This window comes from Acidovorax sp. GW458-11-26-14-TSB4 (assembly GCF_059423865.1).
This window is the reverse complement of the sequence record NZ_JBWKYR010000001.1, coordinates 188,119-201,938: the sequence shown is the minus strand read 5'-3', so window position 1 is coordinate 201,938 and position 13,820 is coordinate 188,119. Positions and strand designations below refer to the sequence as shown.

Annotated in this window: 13 protein-coding genes; 11 read left to right on the top strand and 2 right to left on the bottom strand. The window is 68.4% G+C overall.

Features of this window, described 5'->3' with window-relative positions:
* Positions 1-84 precede the first annotated feature (84 nt).
* The 7 genes from AC07X5_RS00985 (at position 85) to AC07X5_RS00955 (ending at position 7,459) form a co-directional block, all read left to right on the top strand.
* Positions 85-1,008 (top strand): branched-chain amino acid ABC transporter permease, encoded by a 924-nt coding sequence (locus tag AC07X5_RS00985; RefSeq protein WP_494768706.1) that lies wholly within the window; start codon positions 85-87, stop codon positions 1,006-1,008.
* Positions 1,005-2,777, top strand: a complete 1,773-nt coding sequence (locus AC07X5_RS00980) for a branched-chain amino acid ABC transporter ATP-binding protein/permease (RefSeq protein ID WP_494768705.1) — start codon at positions 1,005-1,007, stop codon at positions 2,775-2,777. Before AC07X5_RS00985 ends, AC07X5_RS00980 begins: the two co-directional genes overlap by 4 nt.
* Before the next feature lie 14 nt (positions 2,778-2,791).
* Positions 2,792-3,505, top strand: coding sequence for an ABC transporter ATP-binding protein (locus AC07X5_RS00975; protein WP_409959054.1), 714 nt, complete (start codon positions 2,792-2,794; stop codon positions 3,503-3,505).
* Between the two features lie 28 nt (positions 3,506-3,533).
* Positions 3,534-4,490 carry an MBL fold metallo-hydrolase gene (locus tag AC07X5_RS00970; protein WP_494768704.1) on the top strand — a complete coding sequence of 319 codons (957 nt, stop codon included), beginning with the start codon at positions 3,534-3,536 and terminating at the stop codon, positions 4,488-4,490.
* Positions 4,491-4,597: 107 nt separating this feature from the next.
* Complete coding sequence (locus AC07X5_RS00965) at positions 4,598-5,518, top strand: DMT family transporter (protein WP_494768703.1); 921 nt, start codon at positions 4,598-4,600, stop codon at positions 5,516-5,518.
* A gap of 23 nt (positions 5,519-5,541) precedes the next feature.
* Complete coding sequence (locus tag AC07X5_RS00960) at positions 5,542-6,711, top strand: NADH:flavin oxidoreductase/NADH oxidase (protein WP_494768702.1); 1,170 nt, start codon at positions 5,542-5,544, stop codon at positions 6,709-6,711.
* Between the two features lie 31 nt (positions 6,712-6,742).
* Positions 6,743-7,459 (top strand): EthD domain-containing protein, encoded by a 717-nt coding sequence (locus AC07X5_RS00955; RefSeq protein ID WP_494768701.1) that lies wholly within the window; start codon positions 6,743-6,745, stop codon positions 7,457-7,459.
* Positions 7,460-7,477: 18 nt separating this feature from the next.
* Here AC07X5_RS00955 and AC07X5_RS00950 read toward each other — a convergent pair whose 3' ends face one another.
* Positions 7,478-7,816, bottom strand: coding sequence for a DUF4124 domain-containing protein (locus AC07X5_RS00950; RefSeq protein WP_409956601.1), 339 nt, complete (start codon positions 7,814-7,816; stop codon positions 7,478-7,480).
* A gap of 12 nt (positions 7,817-7,828) precedes the next feature.
* Positions 7,829-10,741 carry a DNA topoisomerase III gene (locus AC07X5_RS00945; RefSeq protein WP_494768700.1) on the bottom strand — a complete coding sequence of 971 codons (2,913 nt, stop codon included), beginning with the start codon at positions 10,739-10,741 and terminating at the stop codon, positions 7,829-7,831.
* A gap of 119 nt (positions 10,742-10,860) precedes the next feature.
* Between AC07X5_RS00945 and AC07X5_RS00940 the strand changes: the two genes are divergently transcribed.
* The 4 genes from AC07X5_RS00940 (at position 10,861) to AC07X5_RS00925 (ending at position 13,807) form a co-directional block, all read left to right on the top strand.
* Positions 10,861-11,466, top strand: coding sequence for an SET domain-containing protein (locus tag AC07X5_RS00940; RefSeq protein ID WP_494768699.1), 606 nt, complete (start codon positions 10,861-10,863; stop codon positions 11,464-11,466).
* Positions 11,463-12,305 carry a biotin--[acetyl-CoA-carboxylase] ligase gene (locus AC07X5_RS00935; RefSeq protein ID WP_494768698.1) on the top strand — a complete coding sequence of 281 codons (843 nt, stop codon included), beginning with the start codon at positions 11,463-11,465 and terminating at the stop codon, positions 12,303-12,305. Before AC07X5_RS00940 ends, AC07X5_RS00935 begins: the two co-directional genes overlap by 4 nt.
* A 16-nt stretch (positions 12,306-12,321) precedes the next feature.
* Complete coding sequence (locus AC07X5_RS00930; protein ID WP_409963303.1) at positions 12,322-12,999, top strand: SPOR domain-containing protein; 678 nt, start codon at positions 12,322-12,324, stop codon at positions 12,997-12,999.
* A gap of 64 nt (positions 13,000-13,063) precedes the next feature.
* Positions 13,064-13,807 (top strand): DUF6882 domain-containing protein, encoded by a 744-nt coding sequence (locus tag AC07X5_RS00925; protein ID WP_494768697.1) that lies wholly within the window; start codon positions 13,064-13,066, stop codon positions 13,805-13,807.
* Positions 13,808-13,820: the final 13 nt, after the last annotated feature.

Sequence of the window (13,820 nt, the reverse complement as noted above, 5' to 3'; positions counted from 1 at the left end):
CTTTTCGCAGACGACGCACGACGACCACAGCGGCGTGCGGCGCAGGCCACCTTGCCCGCGCCGCCCCCGCGCGAGGAAGCAAACATGACAGAAGCGCTCTTGCAGGCGATCATCAGCGGGCTGGCGGTGGGCGGTGCCTACGCGCTGGTGGCGCTGGGGTTCAGCATCACATTCACGACCACCAAGACCCTCAATTTCTCGCACGGCGAATTCGTCTCAGCGGGGGCCTTCATCGGCATGAGCGCGCTGTTCCTGGTGCTGGGCAAACCGGTGAGTTCCACCACCTTCGGCGATGCCGTGCCCGGGGTGCCGGCCCAGTTGCTGGCGCTGGTGGCTGCCCTGGGGGCCATGGGCCTCCTGGGCTGGCTGCTGTACGCCATCGGCGTGCGGCCCTTCGCGGGCCGTCCCGGCATGGCCTGGGTGATGAGCACCCTGGGTTTCGGCGTCATCCTGCAGAGCATCGGCCTGGCGATCTGGGGGCCCAAGCCCGTGGTGGTGCCGGCGCCCGTGGGCGACGGCGTGATCCGCTTCCTGGGCGTGGGCGTGCGCCCGCAGGAGTTGCTGACCCTGGGCGTCACCGTCGCCATCATGCTTGTGTTCGACCGCGTGATGAACCACACCATGGTCGGCAAGGCCATGCGCGCCGTGGCGGCCAACGGCAGCGTGGCCAGCCTCATGGGCATCAACACCAATGCCGTGATGATCGGTGCCTTCGTCGTCAGCTCGGCGCTCGCGGGGCTCTCGGGCTTCCTGCTCGCGCCCATTGCGCAGGCCTCGCTGTTCATGGGGCTCACCGTGGGTCTCAAGGGCTTCTCGGGCGCCATGATCGGCGGCCTGAGCAACCCGCGCGGCTGCGTCATCGGCGGCTTCGTGCTCGGCGTGTTCGAGTCCCTGGTCAACCTGTGGCAGGCCCAGTGGCGCGAGGTGGCGGTGTTCGCCCTGGTGATCCTGGTGCTGGCCTTCCGCCCCACCGGGCTGTTCGGCAAGAAGATGGTGGAGAAGGTATGAAGCAGGGCCGTCACATCGCAGGCGTGGCCCTGGTGGCCGCGGCGCTGATCGGTGCCACGGCGCTGATCGGCAACGACTACTACCTGCGCATCGTGTTCATGATGTGCGTGTACTACCTGTGCGCCGCCGGCATGAACGTGCTGGTGGGCTATGCCGGCCAGAAGTCCCTGGGGCAGGCCGGCCTGTTCGCCGCCGGCGCCTATGCGGCCGCGCTGCTCACCACGCGCACCGAGATGAGCCCCTGGCTGGCGCTGCTGCTGGCCGCCGGCATCTCGGGCCTGTGCGGCGTGCTGATCGCGCTGCCCTCGCTGCGCGTGAAGGGCCCCTACCTGGCCATGGTGACGCTGGCCTTCGGCATCGTGGTGGAAAAGCTCGTGGGCGAGTGGACCGACGTGTTCGGCGGTGCCCAGGGCATCTACGGCATCAAGCCGCTGACCTGGAACGGCCAGCCTCTCACCTCCCAGCAATGGGTGTGGTTCGGCATCGTGCTCAGCGCCGTGGCCCACCTGCTGCTGCGCAACCTCATCGGCAGCCGCTTCGGCCGCGCCCTGCTGTCGCTGCAGGCCGACGAGATCGCCTCGTCCTCGGTGGGCGTGCGCGTCTACCGCGCCAAGGTCATCGCCTTCGTGGTCGCGGCCGTCACCTGCGGCGTCGCGGGGGCGCTGGTGGCGCAGCAGAACCAGTACATCAACTCCGACTTCATCACCTTCCACCTGTCCATCTTCATCCTGCTGCTGGTGCTGTTCGGCGGCTCGGGCTCCATGTGCGGCCCGCTGGTGGGCACGGTGATCCTCACGCTGGTGGATGCGCTGCTCGCGCGCTGGCCCTCGGTACAGCATTTCCTGTACGGCTTTTTGCTGCTGTTCGCGCTGTACGTGATGCCCGGCGGCATCATGGGCCTGGTGAACCGGCTGTTCCAGAAGGTCCGCCAGGGCGGCGTCGCCGCCAGCGGCGCGGCGCCCACGCGCATCGGCCCCGACGGCAGCGGCGAGCTGCTGGTGGTGCAGGGCGTGAGCAAGTCCTATGGCGGGGTCAAGCCTGCGCAGGACGTGTCCTTCCGCCTGCAGCGCGGCCACATCCATGCGCTCATCGGCCCCAATGGCGCGGGCAAGAGCACCATGATCAACATGCTCACCGGCGTGGTCGATCCCGACCAGGGCTCGATCCGCTTCCTGGGCCAGGAGATCGTGGGCCGCCAGGTGCACACCATCTGCTGCCTGGGCATGGGCCGCACCTTCCAGAACCTGCGCCTGTTCGCCGACCTGTCGGTGCTGGACAACGTGATGCTGGGGCGGCACAGCCGCATGAGCAACGGTTTCTTCTCCTCACTGCTGTCGCTGCCCCAGGCGCGCCGCCAGGAGGTGGCCACGCGCGAGCGCGCCATCCAGCTGCTGGACCTGGTGGGCCTGTCGCACCTGGCGCACCAGCCCGCGGGCAGCCTGCCCTACGGCCTGCAGCGCCGCGTGGAGCTGGCGCGCGCGCTGGCCACCGAGCCGCAACTGCTGCTGCTCGACGAGCCCGCCGCCGGCCTGAACCCGCAGGAGACAGCCGAACTCGGCCAGTTGCTGCAGCGCATCGGAAAATGTGGCGTGAGCATTCTGATGGTGGAGCACCACATGGACCTGGTGATGTCGATCTCGGACCACGTGATCGTGCTCGACTACGGCATCAAGATCGCCGAAGGCAAGCCTGCCGACGTGCAGGCCGATCCGCGCGTCATCGCCGCCTACCTGGGCGTGGACGAAGAGTCCACCGCCGCCGCCGCATGAGTGGAACCATGAGCATGTTGAAGATCGAATCCGTCAAGGTGTCCTATGGCGCCATCGAGGCGGTCAAGGGCGTGAGCCTGGAAGTGCGCCAGGGCGAGGTGGTGACCATCATCGGCGCCAACGGCGCGGGCAAGAGCACCCTGCTGAAAAGCATCTGCGGGCTGGAGCCGGTGGGCGAGGGCCGCATCCTCGTGGACGGCAAGGACTGCACCCATGTGCCCGCACACCAGCGCGTGGGCCTGGGAGTGGCCATGTCGCCCGAGGGGCGCGGCGTGTTCGCCGACCAGACCGTGCGCGAGAACCTGATGCTGGGCGCCTACTCGCGCAAGGCGCAGGGCGCGGCTGCGATGCAGGCCGCGCTGCAGCGCGAGTTCGCACGCTTTCCGCGCCTCAGGGAGCGCGAGCACCAGCTTGCCGGCACACTCTCGGGCGGCGAACAGCAGATGCTGGCCATTGCGCGCGCCCTCATGAGCGAACCGCGCCTGCTGCTGCTCGACGAACCCTCGCTGGGCCTGGCGCCGCTCATCATCAAGGACATCTTCGACGCCATCCGCCAATTGCGCGATGCGGGCTTGACCATCCTGCTCGTGGAGCAGATGGCCAAGCAGGCGCTGGGCGTGGCCGACCGCGCCTACGTGCTCGAAACCGGCCTCATCACGCTCGAAGGCTCGGGCGTGGAGCTGCTCAACAACCCCAAGGTCAAGGCCGCCTACCTGGGCACGCACTGACATCACCCGGACCACCAAGGACCCACCCATGACCACCAAGACCTTCGCCTCCGCCGCCGACCTGGAAGTCAAGAAGGTGAGCTTCGACAAGCTCTCCGACCACGCCTACGCCTACACGGCCGAGGGCGATCCCAACACCGGCATCATCATTGGCGACGACGCCGTGATGGTCATCGACACCCAGGCCACCCCGGTCATGGCGCAGGACGTGATCCGCCGCATCCGCGAGGTGACGGACAAGCCGATCAAGTACGTACTGCTCTCGCACTACCACGCCGTGCGCGTGCTCGGTGCCAGCGCCTACGGGGCCGAGCACATCATCGCCAGCGAGGACACGCGCGACCTGATCGTCGAGCGCGGCCAGTTCGACAAGGACAGCGAGATCGGCCGCTTTCCACGCCTGTTCCAGAATGTGGAGAGCGTGCCCGAGGGCCTGACCTGGCCGACCATGACCTTCAACAGGAAGATGACGCTGTGGCTCGGAAAGCTCGAAGTGCAGATCCTGCAGCTGGGCCGTGGCCACACCAAGGGCGACACCGTGGCCTGGCTGCCTGCAGAGAAGATCCTGTTCAGCGGCGACCTGGTGGAGTTCGATGCCACGCCGTATGCGGGTGACGCCTACTTCAAGGATTGGCCGCAGACCCTGGACAACCTGGCGGCCCTGAAGCCCGAGAAGCTGGTGCCCGGACGCGGCGCGGCGCTGCAGACGCCCGAACAGGTGCAGGCCGGCCTGGCCGGCACGCGCGCCTTCATCAGCGACCTGTACGAGAGCGTGAAGGAAAGCGCCGCCAAGGGCGAGGACCTGCGCAAGGTCTACGAGGCCACCTTCGCCAAATTGCAGCCCAAGTACGGCAACTGGGTGATCTTCAACCACTGCATGCCATTCGACGTGACGCGGGCCTATGACGAGGCCACGCAGTACCCGGACCCGCGCATCTGGACGGCCGAGCGCGATGTGCAGATGTGGAAGGCATTGGAAGGCTGATTTTCGGCATGGCCGCGCGCGACGGCGGCCCTGGCATGACTTGCCTCGCACGCCCACTTTGAGCGGGCGCTGCTACCCCTTGGCGCTTGCAGGAGTTGACCCCCACCATGCCCGTGAATGATCGCCAGTCCCTGGCCGTGCAGGCCGTCCTGATCGGCGCCATGGCGGTCTGGGGACTCAACCTCACGGCGGTGAAGCTGCTGACCGCCTGGTTCGCGCCCGCCACGCTGGCCTCGGTGCGCATGCTGGTGGCCTGCGCGGCGCTCACGGCCGTCGTGGCCGCCAAGCGTTGTGCCTGCCTGCGCTTCACACCACGCCAGTGGGGCGCGATGGTGCTGTGCGCGGTGTTCATGGTCTATGCCAACCAAGTGTTGTTCGCCGAAGGCCTGCTGCGCTCGCAGGCCAGCAACGCGGCCCTGGTGATGGCGCTCAGCCCCTTGGCCTCGGCCCTGCTCGCGGCCATCGCGTTCCGCGAGCCGCTCACGCTGCAGCGCAGCCTGGGCGTGCTGCTGGGCTTTGCCGGCGTGGCCGCGGTGGTGCTCAGCCACCCGGGAGCGGGCCTGTCCAGCGCGGGGGTGGGCGATCTGCTCATCATCAGCTCGGTGCTGAGCTTCGCGGCCGGCGGGGCCATGGTGCAGCGCCTGGCGCGCCAGATACACCCGCTGACCATCTGCTGGCTCACCTACTGCATCGGCACGGTGCTGCTCGTGGCGCACACCGCGCTGGGGCCTGCGCCGCTGTCTGCGGCCGCGCTGTTCCCGGGCTGGTGGCCGTGGCTGCTGGTGCTGTTCTCGGGCATCTTTGCCACGGCGGTGTGCAATGTGGTCTGGAACCAGGCCATCGCCACCATCGGCGTGGCGCGTACCGCCGTCTTCCTGTACTGGGTGCCTGTGTTCGGTGTGCTCTTTGCCGCCTTGCTGCTGGGCGAGCAGCTCACGCTGTGGCACCTCGCGGGCTTTGCCGCCGTGATGGGAGGCACCTGGCTGGGCACGCGCCGGCAGGCCCCGGCCGCACCCGCCGTGCCTTGACACCGTTCCTTCATTTGATCGCCATGACCGACCTGCACCCTCCCCTGCTGTTCCAGCCGCTGGCCCTGCGCGGCCTCACCCTGCGCAACCGCGTCGTCATCTCGCCCATGTGCCAGCATGCGGCCGAGGGTGGCCATGCCACGCCCTGGCACCTGGTGCACCTGGGCAAGTTCGCCCTCGGCGGTGCCGCGCTGATCCTGACCGAGAGCACGGCGGTGGACCCGCGCGGGCGCATCGGCACGGCCGACCTGGGACTGTGGAAGGACAGTCAGGTCGCATCCCTGAAGGCCGTGGTGGACTTCGTGCACGCCAACGGCGCTGCCATCGGCGTGCAGCTCGCACATGCCGGGCGCAAGGCCGGCAGCCAGCCGCTGTGGGAAGGCGGCGCGGCCCTGTCCGAAGCCACCTTGGCGGCCGATGCCGAGCCCTGGCAACGCCTGGGCCCGAGCACCCTGCCTGCGGGGCCCGGCTGGTCCGCCCCCGCCGTGCTCGACGCCGCCGGCATCGAGGACGTGGTGCGGCGCTTTGCCGACGCCGCCCGGCGCGCCGATGCGGCCGGCGTGGACGTGGTCGAACTGCACTTCGGCCATGGCTATCTGGTGGCGAGCTTTCTCTCGCCCCATGCCAACCACCGCAGCGACGCATGGGGCGGCAGCCTGGAGGGGCGCATGCGCCTGGCCCTGGACATTGCCCGCCGCGTGCGTACCGTGTGGCCCGCGCACAAGCCGCTGTTCGCGCGCCTCTCGGTGGTCGACGGCAGCGGCGAAGGCGGCTGGAGCGTGGACGACTCCATCGTGCTGGCACGCGCGCTGGCGGACTGCGGGGTGGACGTGGTGGACTGTTCTTCCGGAGGGCTCACCGAGGAGACGCGCGCCCTGCCCGTGCCGCGCGGCCTGGGCTTCCAGGTGCCGTTCGCCGAGCGCCTGCGCAGCGAGGCCGGCGTGAAGACCCAGGCCGTGGGCATGATCGTCGACCCCGCGCAGGCAGAGAACATCCTGGACCGTGGCCAGGCCGACCTCATCGCCATCGGCCGCGAGGCGCTGCACGACCCCTACTGGCCCCACCACGCGGCAGCGGCGCTGGGCGCCGATCCCGGCTACGAGCGCTGGCCCCTGCGCCACGGCGTATGGCTGGCCAAACGGGCACCAAGCCTGGCGCGTGCGCGTGCGGACCAGGCCGCCGGCAATCCCTGACAAGCACTTCACCACCACGCCGGAGACATGGATGACGACAACGACACCCGCCCGCGTCCGCATGGGCCTGATCCAGAAACAGCCCGGCTGGAGCCATGAGCGCTTCGACGCCTACTGGCGTGACCAGCATGGCGCGCTGGCGGCGCGCGTGCCCGGCCTGCGGGGCTACTGGCAGAACTTGGTGACCGACCGGCTACAGCGCGGCATCGACTTTGCGCGCGGCCCCTGGGATTTCGATGGCTTCTCCCAGCTGTGGGTGGATGCCGCGCAGGCCGGCGATGCGGGTTTCCGCGACGGGGCGATGGCGGCAGCGCTGGTCGCGGACGAGCAGCATTTCCTCGGCGGCCTGCACATCGTGACCATCGAGCAGACCGAGGTCATCGCACTGCCCGAAGACGCGGCAGCGCGCGCCCGGCTGCTCAAGCGCATCTCCACGCTGCGCCGGCGCGATGACCTGTCCGAGACCGATTTCCGGCGCGAATGGCGCGTGCATGCCGACCTGGTACGCACCATGCCCGGCGTGAGCGGCTACCGCCAGAACGTGGTCTGTGGGCGCGAGCGCACCAAGGGCGTGCCCTGCGGCTACGACGAGCTGCCCATCGACGGCATCGTGGAGCTGTGGTTCGAAAGTCCCGAGGTGCTCAATGCGGCCTTCGCTTCGCCCCAGGGCCAGCGCACCATGGCCCACGCCAAGACCTTCCTGGCAGAGATCACGGCCTTTCTGGTCACGGAACGCCGGGTGCTTTGATCGCGCCGCCGCGCTCCTTCAAGGGGTGCGGGGAAATGAAGTGACCGAGCCGTCCACCGTCTGCTCCTGGCTTCCGGGCGGGCAGGGCTGGTCGGTGTAGGTGGTGCGCCCGCCCTGGATGCACTTGCGTGGCTGCACCGGGGCTGAAGCAGCACTGCGCGCACCGGCGGCGGCGCCCCCCTGTGCGGCCTTCTTCTCGGGCGGCAGGCTGTCTTCACCGGGGCGCGAGAGCTTGCTCCAGGTCTTGTCAAGCCAGGGCCGGGCGTGGGGCAGCCATTGGTCGGCGGTCCACCAGGCGGCACCAGCGGCCACCAACACCACCAGCGCAAAGATCGTGGGTCGCCAGGGACTGCGCATGCGTGCGTCTGATCAGCCCAGGTGCTGCCCGAGGATGCCGGCCAGCTCGAACATGCCGGCGCTGTCCTTGCCGAACACGGCGCGCAGCTTGTCGTCGGCAACGATGGTGCGCTTGTCCTTGGGGTCCTGCAGGTTGTTCGCCTTGATGTACTCCCACAGCTTCTTCACGGCCTCGGGGCGGGCCACCGGCTCGTTGCCGATCACGGCGGCCAGCGCTGCGCTCGGGGCTGCGCCAGCAGCAGCCTTGCGCGGTGCCTTGGCGGCAGCAGTCTTGGTGGCGGCCTTTTTGGCCGGTGCCTTCTTTGCCGCCGCCTTGGCGGGGGCCTTGGCAGCGGCGGTCTTGCCCGCAAAAGCGCCTGCAGCAGGCTTGCGCGGCGGGAACTTGCTCGGTGCGAACTCGAAGTTCACCTTGCCGGCCTCCTTGTCCCAGGCCAGGAAGGCCTTGAACGCGCGGCGTGTGCGCATGGAGACGAACTTGTCCAAGAGGTCGGTCTTGCCCGTCTCCAGCAGCTTGTGCATCTGCTCGCGCTCCACGGGCTGCTGCAGGATGATCTTGCCGCTCTTGAAGGTGCAACTCGGCGTGGGCTGGGCGGCGGTGGGCACGGCCTTGCTGCACACGTAGTTGGCGCCGTGCTCGTGCACGGCGGCGCCGCAGATCGGGCAGGGGCCCAGGGAGGCATCGGCAAACTCCACCAGCTCGCCCGATTCCTCGGCGTTCTTGTCGTCGCCGAAATCGAACTCGAGCTTGTAGTTGTGCGCCTCGTCGTCGTACTTGATGACGATCTCCGAGGTGAACGGCCAGCCCGCCTTCGAGCGGAAGCCCTCCAGCGGCCCGATCTTCCTGTCGCGCAGCAGGGCCTCGGCCTCGGCGGTCTCGAAGGTGCGGCCGGCGGGCGACTTGCCGAAGCTGAAGCCGCAGGGCTCGGCACCGGGCTTGCCCACGCAGGCGAAACGGCGGTAGTTCTCCTTGACCACGCCGCCGCAGTTGGGGCAGGGCGTGGCCAGCGTGGCGTAGTCGCCGGGGATGGTGTCGCGGTCGTATTCCTTGGCCTTCTTGACCATGCGCTCGGTCATGGCGGCGATGTCGGCCATGAAGGATTCGCGGCTCAATTGCCCCTTTTCCATTTGCGAGAGTTTGAATTCCCACTCGCCGGTCAGGTCGGCGCGGCACAGCTCCTCCACCTCCAGCCCGCGCAGCAGCGTCATGAGCTGGAAGGCCTTGGCCGTGGGGATGATCTCGCGCCCTTCGCGCAGCATGTATTTTTCGGTCAGCAGGCCTTCGATGATGGCCGCGCGCGTGGCAGGCGTGCCCAGGCCCTTTTCCTGCATGGCCTCGCGCAGCTCGTCGTCGTCGATCTGCTTGCCGGCGCTTTCCATGGCACCCAGCAGCGTGGCTTCGGAGTAGCGGGCCGGGGGCTTGGTCTTGAGGCCCTTGGGGTCCGCCTGCTCGGTGCGCACGGTCTCGCCGGGCTTCACGGGCACCAGGTTCTGGCCCTTGTCGCCGTCCTTGCCGCCCTCGACCTCGTCGGCCGCTTCCTTGCCGTAGATGGCCAGCCAGCCGGGCTTGACCAGCACCTTGCCCTCGGTCTTGAAATTGTGGCCTGCCGCGGTGCTGATGCGCGTCGTGACCGTGTACTCGGCGCTCGGGAAGAACACCGCCATGAAGCGGCGTACCACCAGGTCGTACAGCTTTTGCTCGGCTTCGGACAGGCCGCTGGGTGCCTGCAGCGTGGGGATGATGGCAAAGTGATCACTCACCTTGCTATTGTCGAAGATGCGCTTGCTCGGGCGCACGTAGTTGTTGGTGAGGGCCGTGCGTGCATGCGGCGCCAGGTGGCGCATGCTGCTGTCGGCCAGCATCTCGAAGGTCTGGCGCGCCACGGGCAGGTAGTCTTCGGGCAAGGCGCGCGAATCGGTACGCGGGTAGGTCAGTGCCTTGTGGCGCTCGTACAGGCTTTGCGCCAGGGCCAGCGTGGTCTTGGCCGAGTAGCCGAACTTGCCGTTGGCCTCGCGCTGCAGGCTGGTCAGGTCGAACAGCAGGGGCGAAGCCTGGGTTGTGGGCTTGCTCTCTTCCGTCACCGTGGCCGGCTTGCCGCGCACGGCGTCGGCGATCGCCTGGGCCTCGCGCTGCGACCAGACGCGGTCGGCGCGCATCTCCACGTCCTCGCCCTTCTTCCACTTCGGGTCGAACCACTTGGCCGGATACTCGCCCGCCTCGGCGGCGAAGTTGGCGTGGATTTCCCAGTAGTCGCGGCTCACGAACTTGCGGATCTTCTCCTCGCGCTCCACCACCAGCGACAAGGTGGGCGTCTGCACCCGCCCCACGGTGGTCAGGAAGAAACCGCCGTCGCGCGAGTTGAAAGCCGTCATGGCGCGCGTGCCGTTGATGCCGACCAGCCAGTCGGCCTCGCTGCGGCTGCGCGCCGCATGGGCCAGGCCGGCCATCTGCTGCTCGCTGCGCAGGGCGTCGAAGCCCTCGCGGATGGCCTGGGGCGTCATGGACTGCAGCCACAGGCGCTTGACGGGCTTGCCCAGGGGCTTGGCACCGCCGGCGTACTGCTCGATCAGGCGAAAGATCAGCTCCCCTTCGCGACCCGCGTCGCAAGCGTTGATGAGCTGCGTCACGTCCTTGCGCTTGGCCTGCTTGACCACCGCGTTCAGGCGCGTCTTGGTCTTGTCCACGGGCTTGAGGTCGAAATACGGCGGGATCACCGGCAGGTGGGCAAAGCTCCACTTGCCGCGCTTCACGTCGAATTCCTCGGGCGCCTGGATCTCCACCAGGTGGCCCACGGCGCTGGTGACCACATAGCGGTCGTTCTCGAAGTGGTCTTCGTGCTTGTCGAACTTGCCCGCCACGGGGGTCAGCGCGCGCACGATGTCCTGCGCCACCGAGGGTTTTTCTGCAATTACCAGGGTCTTGGTCATTTTTTGGTTTCTCGCCAGTCTGGCTGTCCGGCATCCGGCCGGTCGCTTCTACAATTCGTTGCCTCACGCGTACACGCGCACGCGCATGTGTGCATATTCAAGTTAACAGAGTTTTTGCCATGCCCCGCACCGCATCGACCGCCGCCCCTTCCAATCCATCGGGCCGCCGCATCCAGACCCGGCGCTCGGGCGTGCATGGCAACGGCGTGTTTGCCGTGCAGGATATTGCAGAAGGCGAAGTCCTTGTGGAGTACACGGGCGAGGTCATCGGCTGGGAGGAGGCGCAGGACCGCCACCCCCACGATCCCCTGCAGCCCAACCATACCTTCTACTTCCATGTGGATGAAGACCGCGTGATCGATGCAAAGTTCGGCGGCAACTCCTCACGCTGGATCAACCACAGCTGCAATCCCAACTGCTACGCCGATGAGCGCGATGGCCGCATCTTCATCACGGCCCTGCGCAATATCGCTGCCGGCGAAGAACTCAACTACGACTACGGCCTGATCATCGACGAACCCCACACGAAAAAGCTCAAGGCCGAATACCCCTGCTGGTGCGGCAGCGACAACTGCCGGGGCACCCTGCTCGCGCCCAAGCGCGGCTGGCGCCCCCCGATGCCGCCCGAGCCGGCTGCACCGGTGCGTAAAAAGGGTAACAAAAAGAGCGATGGCAGTGCCAAGGCTGCGCGACCTGCCGCGCCGGCGCAGGGCACCAAGCCATGACGGCGCTCTCCCTGCGCTGGCCCGCCGAAGCCCTGTGGGAGGCTGTGGTGCCCCGGTTGCCGGGCTTTTCCGTCGAGGTGCTGCCCAGCATCGACTCCACCAACACCGAGCTCATGCGCCGTGCGCGCGCCGGGCTGTGCGACCCCACCCTGCTTGTGGCCGAACAGCAGACGGCCGGGCGCGGACGCCTGGGCCGGGCCTGGCAGAGCGACATGGGTGCGTCGCTCATGATGAGCCTGGGCCTGTCCCTGGCGCCGGCCGACTGGTCGGGCCTGTCCCTGGCCGTGGGGGTCAGCGTGGCCGAGAGCCTGCAGCCAGTGCTCCCTGCCGCCGGGCAGTTGCCCCGTGTCGGACTCAAGTGGCCCAATGACCTGTGGATCACGGGCGACCGCAAGCTCGGCGGCATTCTGGTCGAAACTGCGAGCTTCGTGGCGCCGCAGGGCGCCTTGGCGGAGCGGGCCTGCGCGGCCCGCTATGTGGTCGTGGGCATCGGCATCAATGTGCTGCCGCGCAGCGGCGAGGGCATGAGCATGCCACCCGCCAGCCTGCAGGACGTGGAACCGGGCCTCGATGCCCCGGCGGCGCTGCTGCGCATCGTGCCGCCCCTGGTGGCCATGCTGCAGTCCTTCGAAGGCTACGGTTTTTCGCCCATGCAGGCGCGCTTTGCGCAGCGCGACATCCTGCAGGGCCGCGCCGTGACCCTGAGCGACGGGCAGGCCGGCACCGCCCACGGCGTGGGCGAGGATGGCGCGCTGCTGGTGCAGACCGCCAGCGGCATGCAGGCCGTCACGAGTTCGGAAATCAGTGTGCGGCCCGTGCCCGCGCAGTCATCCATATGATGACGGAGCCTGCCGCATGTTGCGCCTGCTCATCCTGATCCTGCTGCTGGCCAATGGCGGCTACTACGCGTGGTCGCACGGGCACCTGCGCGACTGGGGTTTCGCACCTGCGCAGGAGGGTGAGCCCCAGCGCATGAACCAGCAACTGCGCCCCGAAACCCTGCAGATCCTGCGCGCCAGGCCGACCAACCCCACGCCCCAGCCTCCGGTGGCCGAAGCCACGCCGCCGGTGGTTGCGGCGGCAACTGCCACCGAATGCCTGCAGGCCGGCGTGCTCGACGAGCGCCAGGCCGAGACCGTGCGCACGGCGGCGGCCGGCCTGCCCCAGGGCAGCTGGACCATGGAATCCACACCCGTGTCGGCCCGCTGGATGGTCTACATGGGCCGCTTCGAAGACCAGGAGACCCTGGACAAGAAGCGCACCGAGTTGCGCGCGCGCAAGGTGGATTTCGACCGCCCCGGCGGCACGTGGGAGCTGGGCCTGTCGCTCGGACGCTTTGCAACGGAAGAGGCGGCCAAGCGCGAGCTGGCGAACCTGGGCGAAAAGGGCGTGCGCACGGCCCGCGTGATCCAGGAGCGTGCCGAAACCCCGGGCTTCACCCTGCGCCTGCCGGCGGTGACCGATGCCATGCGCCCGCAACTGGAAACACTGCGCGGGCCCCTGGCCGGCAAGCCGCTGCGTGCCTGCAGCTGACCGAACCCCGGGCCCTGCGCCGCAGCGGTCCACCCCGTTGTCTTTATTGCTGATTCCCGATCCCATGACCGAAGAAGCCTCTTCCATCCAGTGCAGCGAGCATGGTGAAGCCACGCCCACCTACGTTTGCGGCCACCTGCACCGCCAGCCCGCGCAGCGCTGGTTCTGCGACGCGCCCGAGGCCGACTACCCCTACCCGGACGCCTGGTGCGCGAGCTGCAATGACGCGCTGGCCAAGGAAGGCGGCGAGTGGAACGAGCGCAACGAAGGCTGCCTGGACCTGCAGATCCTGTGCCACCACTGCTACCAGAACGCCATGGCCCAGAGTGTCGGCGCCATGGCCGAGCCGCAGCAGCACGCCTGGGAAGATGCCGTGGTGGATGCCCACCATGCACTGGTACACAAGCAGAAGGCGCTGGAATCGGACCACGGCATCTCGCGCTTCGAGCGCTGGGACTATGACCAGGCCCAGGGCACGCTGACCTTCTCGCACGAGGGCGCCCCCAAGGTCGTGGCGGACATCGAGTTCATCGGCTCGGTCTCCAAGGCCAGCGGCACCTGGCTCTGGGCCTGGGCGAATTTCAGCAACCACGCCAAGGTGTCGACCCGCATCCCCGCCTTGCGCGAATGGGGCGAGGTGCAGGGATTTCTGCCCCTGACCGTCCCCTTGTGGAATGCCGACGTGACGGATGGCTGGGAGCTGTCGGGCGTGGCGGCCCAGGTGCTGGGTGCGCGCGGGGTGTACCGCGCGCCTACGGACAATGGCTACCTCTTCATGGCGCTGATGTCGGTGCGCTCAGTCGCCTAAAAGCCGGGCCGCC